This window comes from Gluconacetobacter azotocaptans (assembly GCF_014174355.1).
GTDB lineage: Bacteria > Pseudomonadota > Alphaproteobacteria > Acetobacterales > Acetobacteraceae > Gluconacetobacter > Gluconacetobacter azotocaptans.
Map to the genome: position 1 here is coordinate 293,700 of NZ_JABEQF010000002.1, position 20,046 is coordinate 313,745.

19 protein-coding genes and 1 riboswitch are annotated in these 20,046 nt (G+C 67.5%); of the genes, 14 read left to right on the plus strand and 5 right to left on the minus strand.

Annotated features, from left to right (window positions below):
• Positions 1–7 precede the first annotated feature (7 nt).
• From HLH34_RS03425 to mntR, 3 genes are all read right to left on the minus strand, one after another.
• Entirely contained in the window at positions 8–523 is a 516-nt protein-coding gene (locus tag HLH34_RS03425) for a hypothetical protein (RefSeq protein WP_183118201.1), read from the minus strand.
• 250 nt (positions 524–773) lie between these two features.
• Positions 774–1,247: a hypothetical protein gene (locus HLH34_RS03430; protein ID WP_264784166.1), complete on the minus strand. Its 474-nt coding sequence runs from the start codon at positions 1,245–1,247 to the stop codon at positions 774–776.
• A 65-nt stretch (positions 1,248–1,312) separates the two neighbouring features.
• Complete coding sequence (mntR, locus tag HLH34_RS03435) at positions 1,313–1,828, minus strand: manganese-binding transcriptional regulator MntR (protein WP_183118202.1); 516 nt, start codon at positions 1,826–1,828, stop codon at positions 1,313–1,315.
• Positions 1,829–2,042: 214 nt separating this feature from the next.
• Between mntR and HLH34_RS03440 the strand changes: the two genes are divergently transcribed.
• Together HLH34_RS03440 and bluB are read left to right on the plus strand one after the other, a co-directional pair.
• Positions 2,043–3,329: an Nramp family divalent metal transporter gene (locus HLH34_RS03440; RefSeq protein WP_183118203.1), complete on the plus strand. Its 1,287-nt coding sequence runs from the start codon at positions 2,043–2,045 to the stop codon at positions 3,327–3,329.
• 37 nt (positions 3,330–3,366) lie between these two features.
• Complete coding sequence (bluB, locus tag HLH34_RS03445) at positions 3,367–4,005, plus strand: 5,6-dimethylbenzimidazole synthase (RefSeq protein WP_183118204.1); 639 nt, start codon at positions 3,367–3,369, stop codon at positions 4,003–4,005.
• Between the two features lie 43 nt (positions 4,006–4,048).
• On the opposite strand, the gene HLH34_RS03450 is transcribed toward bluB, so the two are convergent.
• Positions 4,049–4,702 (minus strand): histidine phosphatase family protein, encoded by a 654-nt coding sequence (locus HLH34_RS03450; RefSeq protein WP_183118205.1) that lies wholly within the window; start codon positions 4,700–4,702, stop codon positions 4,049–4,051.
• Positions 4,703–4,811: 109 nt separating this feature from the next.
• A riboswitch (cobalamin riboswitch) is annotated at positions 4,812–5,029 on the plus strand.
• Positions 5,030–5,154: 125 nt separating this feature from the next.
• Here HLH34_RS03450 and HLH34_RS03455 point away from each other — a divergent pair.
• The 12 genes from HLH34_RS03455 (at position 5,155) to HLH34_RS03510 (ending at position 18,880) form a co-directional block, all read left to right on the plus strand.
• Positions 5,155–7,140, plus strand: a complete 1,986-nt coding sequence (locus HLH34_RS03455; protein WP_183118206.1) for a TonB-dependent receptor plug domain-containing protein — start codon at positions 5,155–5,157, stop codon at positions 7,138–7,140.
• Between the two features lies 1 nt (position 7,141).
• Positions 7,142–7,990: an ABC transporter substrate-binding protein gene (locus HLH34_RS03460; protein WP_183118207.1), complete on the plus strand. Its 849-nt coding sequence runs from the start codon at positions 7,142–7,144 to the stop codon at positions 7,988–7,990.
• On the plus strand, positions 7,987–8,991 hold the full coding sequence (locus HLH34_RS03465) for a FecCD family ABC transporter permease (protein WP_183118208.1): 1,005 nt from the start codon (positions 7,987–7,989) through the stop codon (positions 8,989–8,991). Before HLH34_RS03460 ends, HLH34_RS03465 begins: the two co-directional genes overlap by 4 nt.
• Positions 8,988–9,755: an ABC transporter ATP-binding protein gene (locus HLH34_RS03470; protein ID WP_183118209.1), complete on the plus strand. Its 768-nt coding sequence runs from the start codon at positions 8,988–8,990 to the stop codon at positions 9,753–9,755. Before HLH34_RS03465 ends, HLH34_RS03470 begins: the two co-directional genes overlap by 4 nt.
• Before the next feature lie 93 nt (positions 9,756–9,848).
• Positions 9,849–10,676, plus strand: a complete 828-nt coding sequence (locus HLH34_RS03475) for a UDP-2,3-diacylglucosamine diphosphatase (RefSeq protein ID WP_183118210.1) — start codon at positions 9,849–9,851, stop codon at positions 10,674–10,676.
• Positions 10,677–10,692: 16 nt separating this feature from the next.
• Positions 10,693–11,814 (plus strand): glycosyltransferase family 4 protein, encoded by a 1,122-nt coding sequence (locus HLH34_RS03480; RefSeq protein ID WP_183118307.1) that lies wholly within the window; start codon positions 10,693–10,695, stop codon positions 11,812–11,814.
• A gap of 75 nt (positions 11,815–11,889) precedes the next feature.
• Positions 11,890–12,621: a class II aldolase and adducin N-terminal domain-containing protein gene (locus HLH34_RS03485; RefSeq protein WP_183118211.1), complete on the plus strand. Its 732-nt coding sequence runs from the start codon at positions 11,890–11,892 to the stop codon at positions 12,619–12,621.
• 24 nt (positions 12,622–12,645) lie between these two features.
• Entirely contained in the window at positions 12,646–13,983 is a 1,338-nt protein-coding gene (locus HLH34_RS03490; RefSeq protein WP_183118212.1) for an LLM class flavin-dependent oxidoreductase, read from the plus strand.
• A gap of 2 nt (positions 13,984–13,985) precedes the next feature.
• Positions 13,986–15,146, plus strand: coding sequence for an aromatic ring-hydroxylating oxygenase subunit alpha (locus tag HLH34_RS03495; protein ID WP_204738548.1), 1,161 nt, complete (start codon positions 13,986–13,988; stop codon positions 15,144–15,146).
• Complete coding sequence (locus tag HLH34_RS03500) at positions 15,143–17,395, plus strand: cytosine permease (RefSeq protein ID WP_183118214.1); 2,253 nt, start codon at positions 15,143–15,145, stop codon at positions 17,393–17,395. Before HLH34_RS03495 ends, HLH34_RS03500 begins: the two co-directional genes overlap by 4 nt.
• Positions 17,396–17,399: 4 nt before the next feature.
• Entirely contained in the window at positions 17,400–18,107 is a 708-nt protein-coding gene (locus HLH34_RS03505; protein ID WP_183118215.1) for an amino acid ABC transporter permease, read from the plus strand.
• Complete coding sequence (locus HLH34_RS03510; protein WP_183118216.1) at positions 18,104–18,880, plus strand: amino acid ABC transporter ATP-binding protein; 777 nt, start codon at positions 18,104–18,106, stop codon at positions 18,878–18,880. Before HLH34_RS03505 ends, HLH34_RS03510 begins: the two co-directional genes overlap by 4 nt.
• Before the next feature lie 140 nt (positions 18,881–19,020).
• Here the strand turns inward: HLH34_RS03510 and HLH34_RS03515 are convergent, their stop codons facing one another.
• The gene (locus tag HLH34_RS03515) at positions 19,021–19,953 is read right to left on the minus strand and encodes a 2-hydroxyacid dehydrogenase (RefSeq protein WP_183118217.1); all 933 of its coding nucleotides are present in this window, start codon (positions 19,951–19,953) and stop codon (positions 19,021–19,023) included.
• Positions 19,954–20,046 lie beyond the last annotated feature (93 nt).

Here is a 20,046-nt window from a genome sequence, read left to right on the forward strand (position 1 = left end):
GTCGGGATCAGCGCAGGAAGACCTTTGGCACGCCTTCGCTGTTCAGGCACGACATGACGATCACCCCGGTCCACAGCGCCAGCGACGCCGCCGCGACCACGCGCGCCTGCGTCGTCCCGGCGGGCTGGCCGCCAAGTGCGGCCCTGTAGACCCTGCGGTGCGAGAACGCGACCAGCCCCATGGCCATGGCGATCAGCAGCAGCTTCGGCGTCAGATAGCTGCGACTGCCGATATGCACCGGATCGTAGAAAAACAGTGCGACCCCGGTGACCATCGCGACGGCGAACAGGCTGTGGATCCACGGCAGGATCAGCCGCGACACCGCTGCCAACGCCTGCCTGCCGCCATGCCGGAACAGCGCCACATCCAGCACCAGGTCGATGCCGAAGAAACCGGCCATGCTGATCATATGCGCCGTGCGGACCAGGTAATGGACGGGCTGCATCCAGTAATGGTACATACGGCTGTCGAGCATGGTCAGCACGGCGTAGGGCAAGCGCATGAACGCCAGGGGGTGAGACATCTTCATCTTCCGGGTCGTCGGTTCACCCTGTCGAATAGCATGGCAAATTAACAGTGCGAAGCAGTCGCATTACATGCCCGGCATATTCCCGATGGACCTCCCCATGCGCAGGGTTGTCACGGCGTGCCCGCCAAAGGGCATAGCCCTTTGGAAATCAATCTGTTTATTCATGATCGGGGTCCAGGGCCTCAGGTCCTGGTGGGTTCGGGCAAAGCCCGACCTTCCTTAACTGCGGGCGGCAGCGCCCCGGTCAGGCGGCGGTCTGGCGCAGATGCAGGGTCACGCGCATCGCCTCGGCGGCCAGGCGCGCGCCGCGCGTGGTGGTCGTCAGGCTGATATCGACGCCGTGATTGTTTTCCATCACCTTGCCGCCGCGGCCCCGGCCCATCGTCGCCTCGCCCTGCACGGCCCAGTAGGTGCCGTCGAAATCGCGCAGGCGGGTCAGGTTGCGGATGGTGCCGCGTGCCTCGATGCGCGAGAAGCCGACGCCGACGAGGCCGCCGCCCGAAATGGTGAAATCATAGGTGTGTCCGCCATAGACCAGCCGGCCCCGCCCCCAGGTGAATCCCGCCCCGACATCCAGTTCCTTGATCGAGAACGAGATCTGCCCCGTCGTCGCCGCGTCCGGCGAAAGGGGCGGCGCGATCGCGGCCGCCGTGGCGAGAGCGGCGTCGCCGAATGCCGCGCCGCACAGCGCCAAGGCCCCGAACAGGATTTTCTTCACGCCACATCCCCCCGTGAGGCCGGCCGCCGGCCCTGTCGGCCTACTGAAACCCGGCCTCGCGGATTTTACAACTCTCTTGATGCATCGGGCGCCTTTCCCGCGCGGCCCCGGTCGGCGAGAAAGTCCGCCAGCCCCGCGTCGATAGCCCGCCGGAAGGCGGCCAGGGTTTCCACGCCCACGTAATGTTCCATGCCTTCGGCATCGATTCGGGCGGTGTCGGCACTGATGCCCAGCGCGCGCAGGAAGGCCTCGACCACCCGGTGGCGGGTGCGGCTGTCCTCGGCCATTTTCTGCCCGGATTCGGTCAGGAAGATCCCGCGATAGGGACGGCGCGTCACCAGCCCGTCGGCAGCCAGCCGGGCCAGCATCTTGGCGACGGTCGGCTGCGACACGCCCAGCCGGCAGGCGATGTCCACCTGCCGGGCTTCGCGTCCTTCGGCCAGCAGGTCGGCGATCAGCTCGACATAATCCTCGACCAGCGCGGTCCGTCGGGCCTCGCGCGCCTGGCGGAAGCCTTCGGACTGGACGTCGGGGTCGGGCATGATCTCGACGGGCTTGCGCGCCGCGCGTGCGTTCTTCACCTGCCGGGACCTCCTGTATGACCTGCGCGAGAAAACCGTCCTTATACTGGACTGCCGCCGCGCCTCAATTCCCGCGTCGCGGCGACGCCGCCGTCCGCCTGGCCGTTACGGATTGACCCAAGCATATATCAGATCGCCTGCACTACATCATATAGCATATTGCATATTGTCGGCGGCGGGCGTTACGCTGGTTCGGTCGGGAGGGTTGTCCAGCATGTTCGAGGTCAATGCGACAGTCAGCGTGCCGCGTGACGCCACGGGATGGCGGCGTCTGCTGGCGTTCATCGGGCCGGGATATCTGGTGTCGGTCGGCTATATGGACCCTGGCAACTGGGCGACCGACCTCGCCGGGGGGGCGGGGTTCGGCTATACGCTGCTCTCGGTCATCATGCTGTCCAACCTGATGGCGATCCTGTTGCAGGCGCTGTCGGCCCGGCTGGGCATCGCGACCGGGCTCGACCTGGCGCAGGCGTGCCGCGAGCGGTTTCCGATGCCGGTCAATGTCGCGCTGTGGCTGGCGTGCGAGGCCGCGATCATCGCCTGCGACCTGGCCGAGGTCATCGGCACCGCCATCGCGCTGCAGCTTCTGTTCGGTATTCCGCTGCTGCTGGGGGCGGTGATCACCGTGCTGGACGCCGTGATCGTCCTGCTGCTGATGAATCGGGGTTTCCGTTATCTCGAGGCGTTCGTGATCGGGCTGCTGGCCGTCATCGCGGCCTGTTTCCTGGTGCAGGTCGTGGCGGCGGCGCCCCCGCTGGCCGCGATCCTGCGCGGCATCGTCCCGTCGCCCGCGATCCTGACCGAGCCGGGCATGCTATATGTCGCCATCGGCATCATCGGCGCCACGGTCATGCCGCATAACCTCTACCTCCATTCCTCGATCGTGCAGACCCGCGCCTATGACCGAACCGAGGCCGGGCGACGCGACGCGATCCGCTGGTCGACCTGGGACAGCACGCTGGCGCTGATGCTGGCGCTGTTCATCAACGCGGCCATCCTGATCGTCGCCGCCGCCGCCTTTCACGACAGCGGGCATCGCGACGTGGTCGAGATCGCGCAGGCCTATCGCCTGATGTCGCCGCTATTGGGACTGGGGGTCGCCTCGACGCTGTTTGCGGTGGCGTTGCTGGCGGCGGGCATGAATTCCACGATCACCGGCACGCTGGCGGGCCAGATCGTCATGGAGGGATTCCTGCATCTGCGCCTGCCGCACTGGGCGCGGCGGCTGCTGACGCGCGGGCTGGCCATCGTGCCGGTGGTGGTCGCGACCGCCCTCTACGGCCCCAGCGGGGCCGACCGGCTGCTGGTGTTCAGCCAGGTCGTGCTGTCGATGCAGCTTCCCTTCGCGGTGGTTCCGCTGGTGCTGTTCGTGTCCGACCGGCGGCTGATGGGGCCGTTCGCCATCACCCGGCGCATGGCCGCGCTGTCCTGGCTGGCGGCGGGGGTGATCCTGGTCCTGAACGGCAAGCTGCTGTGGGACATGGCCCTGGGAAACGGGTAAACGGTTCGCGCCCTGATCCTCGACCTTCTGGTGCCCGATGAATTGTCCCGTCTTTTCGACCGATTTTCGCGACACGCTCGACCGGCTGTTTCTCTGGCGGCGGGATGTGCGGCATTTCCGCCCCGATCCGGTGGCGGAGGCCACGCTGGATGGGTTGCTGGCGACCGCCTGCCTGGCCCCGTCGGTCGGGTTGAGCGAGCCATGGCGCTTCATGCGGGTCGATCGCCCCGACCGGCGCGCGGCCGTGCGGGCGGATTTCGCGCGCTGCAATGCCGAAGCGCTGGCCGCGCGGAGCGAGGACGACAGCGGGCGATACGCGGCGCTGAAACTGGCCGGGCTGGACCAGGCCCCGCATCATGTCGCGGTGTTCTGCGACGCCGATCCGCGTCAGGGGCGCGGGCTGGGGCGGATGACGATGCCCGAGACCACGGTCTGGTCGGCAGTCATGGCCATCCATACGTTCTGGCTGGCCGCGACCGCGGCGGGGCTGGGGGTCGGGTGGGTGTCGATCCTGGACCCCGAGCGGATCGCGCGGGTCCTGGACGCCGATCCCGACTGGACGTTCCTGGCCTATCTCTGCGTCGGGTATCCGCAGGACCACGCGGACAGTCCCGAACTGGAGCGCCAGGGATGGGAACGGCGCGACCCCCACCGGCGCGGCTGGATCGTCCGCTAGAGCCTCCATCCGACCGGAGAGGGATGCACGTCAGACCAACAAGCTAGAGCCATATCCGCGAGCCGGCGCGAAGGGATATCGCGCCAGGCTCGGCCACCGCATGGCGGCACGGCACGGCATAGAGGCGCGCGCCCCCTTGCCGCATGACGGGGTCCAGCAATGCCGGCCGCCGTCCCGCCGCCAGCCCTTCCATCAGCCGCAGCGGGCCGCCATGCGACAGCACGCAGGCCGGCGCGCCCTGCGCCAGCATATCGTGCCAGAACGACTGGACGCGGTGCAGCAGACCGCGGCCGGCCTCGCCGCCGGGGGGCGCGAACCCCTCGGGGTCGGCTGCCCATGCGTCAAGGGTCGCGCGGTCGATGCTGTCCCAGGACTGTCCCTCCCACGCGCCGAAATCCAGTTCGGCGAGGCGGGGGTCGACACGCAGCGCGATCCCGGCGCGGGCGGCGATCCGTTCGGCCACCTGCCGGCAGCGGCTGGCGGGGGAGGCATGGATGACGCGGCAGCCGGCCCCGCGCGCCAGGACGGCCAGGCCGTCGGCGCGGCCCCGCCACCCCGGCAGCAGGGCGACGTCGTGCCGGCCGTAGCAGGTGCCGGCCGGTACGGCGACGGGGGGATGACGTGTCAGCAGGATGGCCAGAGGGGCGTAAATCGTGTCGATCGCGGGACAATCCACCTGAGTCTCCCGTGGGGTCATGGCGTCCGTGCGACCGTGCCCGCACGCCGATACGGCGTCAAAGCGCCGGGGGGCGCAAGGATCATGGTTTCCGGCCGGGGTCACGGTTTCTTGACAGGCAGGGCGCACCTTATATGAAGGGCGCGATGGCTCCTCCTTCGGGAGGATTAAAAGGGAATGCAGTGCGGACCGGGCGGTCCAAGCCTGCGGCTGTCCCCGCAACTGTAAGCGGCATGTCACGTATCGCCGGGCGTCATGGTCCGGGCCACTGGGGTTTCTCGTCCCCGGGAAGGCAATGCGGGATGCGACGTCGCGAGCCAGGAGACCTGCCGTCAGCACTGGTTGCGACCGGGAACCGTCAGGCGGGGTAATCTGGCGGGCGGGCAGGGGCTGGAGTCGCGCGGCATGTCGCGGCGGTCCCGGCGGGTCCGTGTTCTCGTGGCAGCCGTGAACAGTCACGAGAACGGCCTTCGATGTATTTTCTTCGACATTTCCTATCCATATCGACCCTTTTCACGGGGCTGGGCGTCGCCGACGCCCTGGCCCGGGACGCGGCCGGCCCGGAGGCGCCGAACGGGCGAAAGGCGCCCCGCGTCACAATGTCGCCGGGGCAGGACAGCCTTCCCGAAACCATCACCGTCAGCGCCGCCCGCCGCCCGGTCCGCGTGGACGAGATCGGCACCAGCCTGAGCATCATCACCGAACAGGATATCCAGCTGCGCCAGCGCCGGACCCTGCCCGACCTGCTGAAGACCCAGCCCGGCCTGAACCTGGTCCAGACCGGCGGCCCGGGCGGCACGACGTCGATCTTCATGCGCGGCACCAATGCCAACGAGGTCAAGGTGCGGCTGGACGGCATGGACATCAATGACACCAGCAACCCCAGCGGGGCGTTCGACGCGGCGCAGTTTCTGACCGATGGAATCGGGCGGGTCGAAATCCTGCGCGGCCCGCAAAGCGGCCTGTACGGCGCGGATGCGATGGGCGGGGTCATCGACATCACCAGCATCCGGGGCGACGGGCCGATGAAGGCCATGGGCCGGATCGAGGGCGGCACCTTCGGTACCTTCAACCAGACGCTGGGCATGCGCGGCGGAGCGGGGCGTTTTCATTACGCGGTCTACGCCACGCATTCCCGCGTGGAAGACGTGCAGGTCACGCCACCCCGGCTGATCCCGCCGGGGGTAAAGATCCCGGGCAACCGCAACGACAACCGGTCGGCGAACGTGCGGCTGGGGTACGACGTCACGGACAATTTCGACCTGGGCCTGACCGCGCATCTGACGCAGAGCACCTACCGCTATGTCGGTGACGACTACAATGTGTATCCGCCGGTGCCGATGGCCGAGCGCAATACCTCGAACCTGAACCAGGCCGTGGTGCGGGGAACGGCGCATCTGCGCTCGTTCGGGGGCCGGTTCGACCAGGTTACCGGCCTTGGCTATACCGTCTATCGCCGTCGGGACGTGACGGCGGGCGAGGCGCAGGGCACCGATATGGGCAACCCCGCCTACAATCGCGGCGGCCGGGTGAAGATCGACTGGCACGGCACCACCGACCTGGGCCGGGCGGGAACCCTGCTGGTGGGCGCGGAACATATCCACGAGGTGATCTGGAACAGTCCCATCACCGCCCATACCGACACCAATGCCGGGTACGGCCAGTATCAGGGACAGTGGCGGCACATCCTGTTCGGAGCGGCGAACATCCGGTACGATTCCAATTCGCGCTACGGGAATTACGTCACCTGGCGCGTGGCGCCGGCGATCCACGTGCCGCATACCGGCACAGTCATCAAGGCCAGCGCCGGGTCCGGCTATCACGGCCCTTCGCTGAACCAGCTTTTCGTCAGCTATCCGGCCTATTTCTTCGTGGCCAACCCCAACCTGAAGGCCGAGCGCCTTCTGGGGTATGATGCCGGCGTGCAGCAGAGCCTGCTGCACGACCGCCTGAAATTTGGCGCGACATGGTATGAAAGCAAGGTGGACAACCTGATCAATACCGGCCTGTCGGGCTATAACTATACCTATGTCAACGTCGCGCGGGCGCGGCTGTACGGGGTCGAATCCTTCGTGGACTGGAAGGCGCTGGACACGCTGGACCTGACCGCCAACTACAGCTGGACGGTGGCGAAGGATGTGCAGACCGGCCAGGAACTGCAACGTCGTCCGCGGCATAAATTCAGCTTCGGCGCGGTCTGGACGGCGATGCCCGGCCTGACGTTCTCGCCCACCATCCTGTATGTCAGCCACTGGCGCGATGTCGATCGCTACGGCATGGACAGCGACGTGAAGGCCAGCGGCTATTTCACCATCGACCTGGCGGCGCAGTACCGCGTCAACCGCTACGTCACGGTCTTCGCGCGGGCGGACAATCTTCTGAACCGGCAGTTCGAGAACCCGGTCGGCTACCTGCAGCCGGGCCGGGCCGGATATGGCGGCATGACGCTGACGTACTGACATGCGCCGGCGGCCAGCCCTGACCTGCCTGATCGTAATAGGCCTGGTCGCGGTCTGGGGCGGCGCGCGGGCGCAGACCCGGCACAGGATCGTGTCGCTCAATCTCTGCACGGACCAGATGCTGCTGCTTCTGGTGCCCCGGCAGGATATCGTGGGCGTTACCTCGCTGGCCGCGGATTGCTCGAACGCGGTGATGTGCGATGCGGCGCGAGGGCTCCCTGTCATCCGCCAGACGGCCGAGGCCGTCATCGCCGCGCGGCCCGACCTGGTGTTGGGCGGGGTGTACACCGCCGCCACCGCCATCCTGGCCGCGCGGGAAACCGGACTGCCGGTGATGCAGGTTCCGCCGGCCGAGCGTCTGGACGACATCCCGCGCCAGATCCGCGAGGTCGCGCGGGCGGTGGGCGTTCCCGAACGCGGCGAGGCCCTGGCCGGGGCGTTCGCACGGCGGCTGGATGCCCTGCGGCGCGTGCCTTCCGTCACCGATCCCGTTGCCGCGATCTATGGCGCCAACGGCTTCGTCACCGACAAGGGGTCGCTGTCGGATGATGTGCTGACCCATGCCGGCCTGCGGAATTTCACCACCGTCGCCGGGATGGGCCGCGCGCATTTCCTGCCGATCGAAATGCTGATCGCCCGGCCGCCCGACCTGCTGGTCGTCGACCGGTCGGGCGTCGGGACGTCGCTGGCGCAGTCGATGCTGGACCACCCGGCCCTGCGCGACGCCTTTCCCGGCCCACATCGGGTGACGATTCCGGCGCGGCTGTGGCTCTGCGGCCTGCCGCAGACGCTGGACGCGCTGGACCGGCTGGCGCGGGCGCGCGACGCCCTGGAACGAGGGAACCGATGAATGATCGCCGCGACAGGACCCTGGTCGCCATCCTGGGCGGGGCGGTGCTGGCGCTGTTCGCGCTGTCCCTGGTGTGGGGGGAATCGGCCATCGCGTTCGGCCCGGCCTGCGCCGACCTGCTGGCCGGCCGCCACAGCGCGGGGGCCGTGATCCTAGGCGAACTGCGCCTGCCGCGCGCCATCCTGGCGGTGACGGTGGGGGGCGCGCTGGGCCTGTCGGGGGCTGCGTTGCAGGGGTATCTGCGCAATCCGCTGGCCGACCCGGGGGTGCTGGGGGTGTCCGGCGGCGCGGCGCTGGGGGCGGTGCTGGTGTTCTATACCGGCCTGATGGGTCTGTCGGTCGCGATGCTGCCGCTGGGGGGGCTGGCGGGCGCCCTGCTGGCGGTGCTGCTGCTGATGGGGCTGGTCGGGCAGGGGGGTGCGCTGGTGCTGCTGCTGGCGGGGGCGGCGCTGAGCAGTTTCGCCGCCGCGCTGACGGCGCTGGCGCTCAATCTGATGCCCAGCCCCTATGCGTCGTTCGAGATCATGCACTGGGTCATGGGCTCGCTGACCGACCGGACCTTCACCCACGTCTGGATCAGCCTGCCCGGAACGCTGCTGGGCTGCCTGCTGATGCTGACGACGGCCCGCGCGCTGGACGCGCTGGCGCTGGGCGACGAGGTGGCGGAAAGCCTGGGGTTCCGCCTGCGCGGACCTGCGGGGATACAGGCCCGCGTGGTGCTGGGCACCGCCCTGGCGGTCGGGTCCTGCGTCGCGGTGGCCGGAGCGATCGGGTTCGTGGGGCTGGTCATTCCGCACCTGCTGCGTCCGCTGACCGGCCACCAGCCGTCGCGCCTGCTGCTGCCGTCCTTCCTGGGGGGCGCGCTGCTGCTGCTGGTCGCGGATGCGGCGGTCAGGGTCCTGTCCACCGGGACGGAGATCCAGATCGGCGTGTTGACGGCCCTGGCCGGCGCGCCGGTCTTCTTCTTCCGCGTCCTGAAGATGCGCCGGGGGATGTCATGACCGGCCTGGTCGCCCGCGACGTCGCGCTGTCGCTGGGCGGGCGGGTGGTGCTGCACCCGTCCTCGGCGGGGGTGGCGCCGGGCGAACTGGTGGGGCTGATCGGCCCCAACGGCGCGGGCAAAAGCACGCTGCTGCGGGTGATGGCGGGCATGCAGCCGCCGGACCAGGGGCAGGTCGTGCTGGAAGGCCGGCCCCTGGCGACGGCCGGGCGCACATGGCGGGCGCGCACCCTGTCCTTCCTGCCGCAGGACGAGGTGCCGCCGCCGCCCATGCACGTCGCGGACCTGGTGGCGCTGGGCCGCCTACCGTACCGCGCCCATCCCGACCGCGCGCGCGACGGCGCGGCCGTGACGCGGGCGCTGGCGGAAGCCGACCTGCTGGCCCTGCGCGACCGCCCCGCCAGCCGCCTGTCGGGCGGCGAACGCGCGCGCATGCGGCTTGCGCGGGCGCTGGCGGTCGAGGCGCCCTACCTGCTGGCCGACGAACCGGTCGCGGCCCTGGACCCGGCCCACGCCCTGGCGGTGATGGACGTGTTCCGCCGCCTGGCGGCCGGCGGGGCCGGCGTGGTGGTGGTGCTGCACGACCTGATGCTGGCCGCGCGGTTCTGCGACCGGATCGTACTGATGCACGCGGGGCAGGTAGCGGCGCAGGGCCGGCCGGCCGACGTGCTGACCGATGCGGCCCTGCGCGCCGTCTATGGGGTCGAGGTCCGCCGCATCGAGGACGCCGTCATTCCGTGGCGCCTGGCGGGCGCCACGGAGTGACGGCCGCCTTCGGGGATTTCATGAAAGATACATAAAAGAAACGGAAGGATACGGTTAGAAGAAGCCCGTCTTTCATCAGGGTGCCTGTCCGCGATGAACGTGATTCTTCATGATCGTATCCCTTCCCACGATTATCGGGCGGTTTTTCTGTCCGATGTGCATCTGGGCACGCGGGACTGCCGGGCCGACCTGCTGGCCGATTTCCTGCGGGGCCTGTCCTGCCGGCGGCTGTACCTTGTCGGCGACATCATCGACGGGTGGAAGCTGAAGCGATCCTGGTTCTGGAACGATCATCACGACGACGTCCTGAACCTGATCCTGCGCATGGCCCGCGGCGGGACCGAGGTTTTCTATATTCCCGGAAACCATGACGAGATATTCCGCCGCTGGCTTCCCCACCGGCTGGAGGTCGCGGGTATCCGCCTGTGCGAACAGGCCGAACACGTGACGGCGACGGGGCAGAGATTCCTCGTGCTGCACGGCGACGAATTCGACAGCGTGGTACGCTACGCGCCCTTCCTGGCCGTACTGGGCGACCGGGCCTATTCCGCCGCCCTGCTCGTCAACCGCTGGTTCAATACGGTGCGCCGTCGGTTGGGGCTGCCTTACCGTTCGTTGTCGGCGTGGCTGAAACGGCAGGTCAAGGGCGCCGTCATGGCCATCGACCGGTTCGAGACTGCGGTGGCGGACGAGGCCCGGCGGCGCGGCATGGACGGCGTCATCTGCGGACATATCCACCATGCGGTCATCAAGGAGGTGGACGGCATCCTGTACATGAATGACGGCGACTGGGTGGAAAGCTGCAGCGCGCTGGTGGAACATCACGACGGCAGCATGCAGCTTCTGGACATGACGGACGTGCGGTGGCGCGTGGCCGCGCCCCGGCGCCTGGGGGCCGTGATGGTTCCGGCCGATGCCTGACGGCGCGATGCACGGCATGGTGCAGGGCCGTTCGCCGGGGCGGACGGCCTGCGTGGGGCCGGCGCGCATCCTGATCGTGACGGATGCCTGGTATCCCCAGGTCAACGGGGTTGTCCGCACGGTGTCGCGGCTGGCCGAGGAATTGCGCGCGGCGGGGCGGATCGTGGCGGTGGTCGGGCCGCATCTGTTCCGTACCGTGCCCTGCCCGACCTACCCCGAGATCCGGCTGAGCGTCCTGCCCGGCCGCCGCCTGGCCCGGATGATCGAGGATTTCCGCCCCGACGCGCTGCATCTGGTGACCGAGGGGCCGCTGGGCCTGGCGGCCCGGCGATGGGCGATGCGCAACCATCGTTGCTTCACCACGTCGTTCCACACGCGCTTCCCCGAATATATCCAGGCCCGGACGGGGCTTCCGACGGGACTGGCCTATCGGTTCCTGCGCTGGTTCCATGGCGCCGCGGCCCTGACCCTGGTGCCGACGCCCAGCCTGCTGCGCGCGCTGGACGACCGGGGATTCCGTCATCTGGAATGCTGGACGCGGGGCGTGGATGCCCAGCGCTTCCGGCCCGGCCGGGCCGGGTGCGACTGGCGCGCGCGGTTCGGGGTGAAGGGTCCCTACCTGCTGTATGTCGGGCGGGTGGCGGTCGAGAAGAACCTGACGGCGTTCCTCGACCTGGATGTGCCGGGGACCAAGATCGTGGTCGGCGACGGACCCGACCGCGTCGGGCTGGCGGCGCGCTATCCCGACGCGGTGTTCACGGGCTATCTGGACGGGGACGATCTGTCGGCGGCCTATGCCGCCAGCCACGTGTTCGTCTTTCCCAGTCTGACGGACACGTTCGGCCTGGTGATTCTCGAAGCCCTGGCCAGCGGTCTGCCCGTCGCGGCCTTCGACGTGACGGGGCCGCGCGACATCCTGCCCCCGGGGGTGTCGCCGGTCGGCGCGATCGGCCCGGACCTGCGGCGCAACGTGCTGGCGGCGCTGCAGGGCGATCGGGCGACGTGTCGTGCCTACGTGGCGCGGTTCGGCTGGGATGCCTGCGCGCGGATGTTTCTCGATGCCATCACGCGGGTGCTGCCCGACACCGCCCTGCACCTGCCATCCTATGGAGGCACTGCAACCGATTCGACGAGGTAATGGATCGGAAAAACCGGGTTTACCTGCCGCCGTGCCTCCGTTCATCCTGCCTGCGTGCAGGATAAAGAGCAGGGCATGACCGTACACGACGAAAGCCGGATCCGTGTCGACCTGGCGGCAGCCTTCCGCATCGTGGCGCGGCTGGGCCTGCATGAAGCCGTCGCCAATCATTTCAGCGCGGCGGTGTCCCCGGATGGGCGGTGGTTCCTGCTGAACCCGAAATGGCGGCATTTCTCGCGCATCCGGGCCAGCGACCTGGTGCTACTGGATGCCGAGGACGAGGATGCGCGCCATCGCGCCGACATCGACCCGACGGCCTGGGCCATCCATGGGCAGATCCATCGCCTGCTGCCGCAGGTGCGCGTGGCGATGCACCTGCACCCCATCCACGCCACCACCATCGCCTGCCTGGCGGACCCGACCATCAGGCCGATCGAGCAGAACACCGCGCGCTATTTCAACCGGGTCGCCACGGACACCCTGTACGGCGGCATGGCCGACACCGGGGCCGAGGGCGCGCGCCTGGCCGGCCTGCTGGGCAACCGGTCGCGGCTGATGATGGGCAATCATGGCGTGCTGGTCACCGCCCCCACGGTGGGCGAGGCCTTCGACGATATCTATACCCTGGAGCGCGCCTGCCAGATCCTGGTCTCGGCCTATGCCACGGGCCAGCCGCTGAAGGTCCTGAACGATGACGTGGCCGAAAAGACCGCGCGTGACTGGGAAGGGATCCGCGATTTCTCGATCGCCCATTTCGAGGAAATGAAGCGCATTCTCGACCGCGAGGATCCGTCTTACGCCGATTGACGCCCCCGCCTGAAGGAGCCGCATATGATTACGCGACGACATATCGTTCTGGGCGGTTTGTTCGAAGCCAACGGCTATCACTCGGCGGCGTGGCTGATGCCCGGGGCGCAGGATGGCGCCGCGACCGACATCGATTATTTCCGCCGCATCGTCCAGACGGCGGAACGGGGCAAGCTGGATTTCTTCTTCCTGGCCGATACGCCGGCGGCGCGGACCGAAAACCTCGACGCCTGGACGCGGGCACCGCTGTATATGAACATGATGGAGCCGATCACCCTGCTGTCGGCCATCGCCGGTTCGACGTCGCATATCGGCCTTGGCGCCACGGCGTCCACCAGTTTCTACGAACCCTATAACGTCGCCCGCCTGTTCGCGTCGCTGGACCATATCAGCCACGGCCGCGCCGCGTGGAACGTCGTGACCACCGCCAACGACTATGCCGCGCGCAATTTCGGCCTAGATGCGTTGCCGCCGCATCACCGGCGTTATGACCGGGCCGGGGAATTCCTCGACGTCGTGCAGGCCTTGTGGGACACCTGGGAGGACGACGCCTTCATCCACGACAAGGCGAACGTGCGGATGTTCGACCCGGAGAAATTCCATGTCCTGGACCATCAGGGCGAATTCTTCCGGGTGCAGGGCGGGCTGAACATGGCGCGCTCGCCGCAGGGGCAGCCGGTCATCTTCCAGGCGGGGGCGTCGGAAACCGGCAAGGAATTCGCGGCGCGGACGGCCGAAGTGGTGTTCGGCACCGGCGCCTCGATGTCCGAGGCCACGGCGTTCTATCAGGATGTGAAGGGACGCATGGCGCGCTACGGCCGCCATCCCGACGCGCTGAAGATACTGTCCGGCGTGTCCATCGTCCTGGGCGAGAGCGAGGCGCACGCGCGCGAGAAATGGGCCGCCTGGCAGGAGATGATCCATATCGACATCGGGCTGATGTACCTGAAGACCGACCTGGAAACCGACCTGTCCGACCTGCCGCTGGACGAGCCGGTGCCCGAACACCGGATTCCGGAAAAATCGAATTTCCATCAGGTCTATTTCCAGGAAATCTCCGGTCTGATCCGCCAGGGGCTGACCTTGCGTCAGGTGTGCAAGCGCTACAATCGCAGCAAGGCGATCTTCTACGGCACTGCCCGGCAGATCGCCGACCAGATGGAGGAATGGGTCGCGGCGGGTGCTGGCGACGGCTTCATGATGGCGCTGCCGGTGCTGCCGGAAAGCCTGACCGACATCACGGAAAAGGTGGTGCCGGAACTGCAGCGGCGTGGTCTGTTCCGCACCGAATATCAGGGCACGACCCTGCGCGAGAATCTGGGGCTGGCCCGTCCGCGCAATCGCTATGCGCCCAGGGGATGACCATGGTTTCCAAGGACCCGGCCGGGACGGCCCTGCTGCAGACGGCGTCGCGTCCGTTCGACGATGCGATTGCCATGCCGCCCGAGGTTTACACCAGCGAGGCGTTCCTGGCGCGCGAGGTCGAGACGATCTTCGCCCGGGAATGGATCTGCGTCGGGCGCGCGTCGGCGTTGGGGGCGGTCGGTGACTACCTGACCTGCGAGGTCGCGGGGCAGCCGATCATCGTCCTGCGCGACAGGGACGGCGGGGTGCGGGCAATGTCAAATGTCTGTCTGCACCGCATGTCCACCTTGCTGGAAGGCACGGGGAACGTCCGGGCGATCGTCTGCCCCTATCACGCCTGGTCGTACAATCTGGACGGCACGATGCGGGGCGCGCCGTTGATGAACGGGCGCCCGGGCTTCTGCAAGGACGAGTACCGGTTGCCCGACATCCGGTGCGAGGAGTGGCTGGGCTGGCTCTACGTGACGCTGGACGCCAATGCCGCGCCGGTGGCGGACCGCCTGCGCCCGCTGGAGCAGATGGTCGCGCCCTACGGCATGGAGCGGTATGTCGAATGCTTTCGGGAAACGCATGTCTGGGACACCAACTGGAAAATCCTGGCCGAGAATTTCATGGAAAGCTACCATCTGCCGGTCTGCCACGCCCGTACCGTCGGCCCGCATTCGAAGCTGGAGGAAATGGAGTGCCCGCCCGGTCTCGCGGCATTCAACTACCACTGGATCACCAAGGAGGCGTCCCTGCCGATCGGCAACGCCCATCCCACCAATACGCGGCTGACCGGGCACTGGCGCCGGACCACCGGCCTGATCACCATCTATCCGTCTCACCTGATCACGCTGACCCCCGGTTATTTCTGGTACCTGTCCCTCCATCCCCAGGGCGTAGGCAGGGTGCGGATGATCTTCGGCGGCGGCCTGTCCCCCGAATTCATCGACGACCCCAAGGGCCAGGAGTATGTCGCAGCGCTGAAGGCCCTGCTGGACGCGGTCAATATCGAGGACCGCCGCTGCACCGAAAAAGTGTTCCACGGCATGGGCGCCGCCCGGGCGGCGCCGGGCCGGCTGTCCCACCTGGAACGGCCGTTGTATGATTTCACCCGGTATCTTGCCGGGCGCACGGCGGGTTTCGACCCTGCGTCCGCACCGGCCGGCGGGGCATGACAGCGCCGCCCCGCCCATCTGTCGGCCCCGTCATCGAGGCCGAGACGATCTTTCCCATTCCCCATGACCGGCGTCACGGTCGGACCCGCGACCTGTTCACCGTCTGGTGCGGGTCGAACATGATGATGCTGACGATCGTCACCGGGGCGCTGTCCACCGGCCTGTTCGGCCTGTCGATCGGGCCGGCGCTGCTGGCCATCCTGCTGGGCAGCCTGGTCGGCGGGGTCGTGATGGCGCTGCATGCCGCGCAGGGGCCCATGCTGGGCGTGCCGCAGATGGTCCAGACGCGGGGCCAGTTCGGATCGGTGGGGGCCGTCCCGATCGTGATCCTGGCCACGCTGATGTATCTGGGCTTCACGGCGTCGAACCTCGTCCTGGGGGGCGAGACGCTGCGCGCGGCGCTGCCGGGCCTGGGGCGCGTTCCGGCGGTCCTGGCCATCGGCGTGTGCAGCATGGCGCCGACCATTTTCGGCTATCGGGGCATCCATGCCGGCGCGCGCGCGCTGACCTGGCTGGGCGGGCTGGCCATCCTGTACGCGCTGGCGCGCGGCCTGCCGCTGCTGGCGCATCTGGCGGCGCTGCCCCGGCACGGGTCGTTCCTGGGGTTTCTGGGGGCGTTGTCGACAGCGGCGCTGTGGCAGATCGCCTATGCGCCGAACGTGTCGGATTCCTCGCGCTACCTGCCGGCGACCACCGATGGCGGCCGGCGGGCCTTTGCCGCATGCTACGCCGGCAGCGTCACCGGGTCGGTCCTGCCCATGACGGTCGGCGCGCTGCTGGGGCCATTCGTGCGGCACGACGACGTGACCGGGTCGCTGGCTGGCCTGGTATCGCCGCATGCGGTGCCGGTCCTGGCTGTGCTGGCGCTCGGCATTGCGATCTCGACGGCCATGAATATCTATTGCGCCGCCCTGTCCAGCATCACCATCGTCCAGACCTTCGCCACCGGCTGGCGGCCCGGCCGCGCCGTCCGGCTGGGGCTGACGGCGGGCATCCTGCTGCTGTCGCTGGGTGTCGCGCTGCTGGCGGAGCGGCATTTCTTCCAGTCCTACACCACCTTTCTGGAAATGCTGATGGCGTTCCTGGTGCCATGGACGGCGGTCAATCTGGTGGATTACTACCTGGTCCGGCGTGGCGCGTATGACGTGGCCGCGTTCTTCCGCGCCGATGGCGGCATCTACGGACGCTTCAACACCGCCGCGTTGCTGGCCTACGGGTTCGGGCTGGCGGTGCAGTTCCCGTTCCTGACGAATGGATATTACACCGGGCCGGCGGTGCCACTGCTGCACGGGGTGGATATTTCCTGGATCGTCGGGCTGGCGCTGACGACGCCGGCCTATCTGTGGCTGTTGCGCGCCTTCGCGCCCGTCCAAAAGGGGGGCACGCGCGTCTGGACGGTTGTCATCCTGATGGGGCTGCTGCTGCCCGTCACAGGGGCGCGGGCGGGGTGCCTGGACGATGTCAGGCGCGCGGGGGTGCTGACATCGGGCACCGGCCTGCTGGGTGACCGGATCGCGCTGTGGCAGGATCGGAACGGCGAATATCACGGAGTGACCGCCGACCTGTTCTTTGAAATCGCGCGCCGGATGGGCGTCCCGCAGGCCCGCTTCATCCCGACCGAATGGCCGACCCTGATCCCCGGCCTGAAGGCCCGCCGGTGGGACATCGTGCTGTCGGACATTGTGATCACGCAGGAACGTATCATCGACGGAAACGTGCTGTTTTCCACACCCTATTTCCGGCTGTACGACCGTGTGATCGTGCTGGGCGATTCGCCGATCCGGACTACGGACGACCTGCGCGGCAAGACCCTGGGCTCGGTCGTCGGATCGACCGATTCCATGGTCGCGCACGGCCTTGTGGCGCAGGGGTACGGGGCGTCGGTCTCGGATTACAATAATTGGGCCGATCCGTTCCAGGCCTTGCGCAACCGCCAGATCGACGCCGTCATCCTCGACCAGGATTCGCTGCTGTCCCACAAGGACGAGTTCAAGAGCCTGCGGGTCATCGGCGATCCGCTGTTCTACCAGGCCAAGCCCGCCTGGCAGGAGGCGGAGCGCGCCTCGCCCTACTATCTGGGCGACGAGGGCATTGTGGTGCGGCCCGCTTGCGCCGACCTGCGGGCGGCGTTGAACAATGCGCTGGAGGCGATGCGGGCGGATGGAACGCTGAAGGCGATTCTGAAGAAGAACGGCGTGTGGGAACCGGTACAGGATCATCTGATCAAGCCGCAACCGACGGGGCGATAAGGGCGTGCACAGATTCTTCTTCAGGGAAGTCCCGGAATATTTTCTCTTCCTGCTGCAAGGGGCATGGATCACCCTTGTGCTGTCGCTGGTCAGCATGGCATGCGGGCTGGTCCTGGGCCTGGCTGTCGCCCTGGGGCGCCTGTCCCCCTATCGGGCTGTGCGCTGGCCGCTGGATGCCTATGTCGAATTGTGGCGCGACACGCCGCTGATCGTGCAATTGCTGTTCATCTACTTCACCTTGCCCGAATTCGGCCTGACGCTGCCGGCGTTCTGGGCGGGGGTGGCGGGGTTGTCGCTCAATCTCGCGGCCTATCTGTCCGAAGTGTTTCGCGCGGCCATTGTCGCGATCGACCCGGGCCAGCGGCAGGCGGCCCTGTCGCTGGGCATGTCGCGCGCCGCGATCTATCGCCGGGTCGTCCTGCCACAGATGTTCCGGGCGACGCTGCCGACGGTGGGCGGATATTTCATCGCGCTGCTGAAGGATTGCTCGCTGGTCTCGTTCATTTCGGTCAATGAGCTGCTGCGGCACGCCAATATCGTCATCGCGGATACCTTCGACAGCATGAACACCTACATCATGGTGGGCTTCATCTATTTCGTCATGAGCTTCGGCAGCGCCCGGCTGATCGGACTGCTGGAACGCAGGCTGACGCCGCGTCACCAGCGGCGCGGCACCGCGATGCTGTCCGATCCGAAAGGCGCCGCGGCATGAGCGGGGCCGCGCCCCAACCCGTGCTGGTCGCGCGGGGGCTGCGCAAGAGCTACGGCGCGATCGAGGTGCTGGCCGGTGTGGATCTGGCGGTGGCCCCGGGCGAGGTCGCCTGCCTGATCGGCCCCAGCGGCGGTGGCAAATCGACGCTGCTGCGGTGCCTGAACTTCCTGGAACGGCCCAGTGGCGGCTCGATTTCCGTCTTTGGCGAGGCGCTGTGCCAGGATGACGGGACGGGCGTGCGCATCGCGCCCGAGCGGACCCTGCGCCGGGCGCGCAGCCGCATGCCGATGGTCTTCCAGCATTTCAACCTGTTCAACCATCAGACCGTGCTGCAGAACGTGATGGAAGGGCCGGTGACGGTTCTGGGCCTGGACCGGGAGGCCGCGACCGACCGCGCCCGCCGCCTGCTGCGCGACGTGGGCATGGCCGCCCGCGAGGATCATTATCCCGATCAGATCTCGGGCGGGCAGAAACAGCGTGTCGCCATTGCGCGCGCGCTGGCGATGGCGCCGTCGGTCATCCTGTTCGACGAACCGACCAGCGCGCTGGACCCGCAACTGGTCAAGGGCATCCTGGCGGTGATCAACGACCTTGCACAGCAGGGGACCACCATGCTGATCGTGACGCACGAAATGAAATTCGCCCGCGAAGTGGCCGACCGGGTTCATTTCTGCGACGGCGGCCGCATTGTCGAATCAGGCCGCCCGGACGCCATCTTCCAGCGTCCCCGGTCGGCGCGTCTGGTGGATTTCGTCAGGTCGATTCACGAATGATGCGGACCGCCGCCGACCTCGCCGCTGTATCGCCTCCTCGCGGGCCCCGACAGGGCGCGGATCAACGTTGCCGTCGCTGTCCGGCATAAGCCGAAACCGCATATGTTCAGCAGGGAACCGTCATTTTTCATCCTTGTGCGTTACGATTGATTCATGACCGGTTGGTCACCAGCAATCCGTTTCATCTGATCCGCAAGGAATGTTCGAATGCGCGGCAGGAAGGCCGACGTATTGCCGCCGAGATGGGGCGTGAGGAGAAAATGAGGCGCGCTCCATAGCGGGTGATCCTCGGGTAGTGGCTCCGGGTCGGTCACATCCACCGCTGCGGAAATGCGCCCCGAATAAAGTTCGGCCGCCAGGGCATCCTGATCGACGACGCCGCCGCGTCCGACATTGATGAACAGGGCGCCGTCCTTCATCGCGGACAGAACGGGCCGATTGATGAGGCGCACGGTGCGTGGCGTCATGGGCAGGCTGCTGATCAGGATATCCGTCTGGGGCAGCAGACCCATGAGGTCGTCCATTCCATGGATATCGCCATGCTCGTCCCGGCGTGCGGTCTGGCCTATCCGAACGATCTCGACATCGAACGCGGCCAGCTTGCGGTGAAGCTCCTGCCCGATGCTGCCGTACCCCAGCAGCGCCACCTTTCGGTCGGTCAGGGTCAGGCGACGTTCCTCCTGCCAGACGCGGCGGGTCATGTTGCGTGCGGCGACATCAATCCCGCGCAACGATGCAATGACAAGGCCAACAGCCAGTTCGGCCGTCGATGCGGCATGCACCCCACGCGCACTGCACAGCACCACGCCGGGGGGAACCTTGCCCACCAAATTGTCCATCCCTGTACTTTGCGTCTGTACCAGCTTGAGGTTCGGTAGCGATGCCAGACGTTCGACCGTCAGGCTGGAATGCGCGTAGGGGGTAATGACGGCGTCGATGACGGAAAGATCGTCGGCGGACGGGTCCTCTTCATCCTTCCAGAGAATGAAATCAAGAATCGGACAGCGTTCTTCCAGATACGTCTTCAGCGCCGCATCCGGAACAGAAACCACCTTGATTCCCAGGCTTGTCATCGTCGTCTTCCCCATTTCGTGTGGGACCGATCATGCCAGAACATTTCGATTGACGAAAGACAATATGCTGTCCACGATACAGCATATTGACGG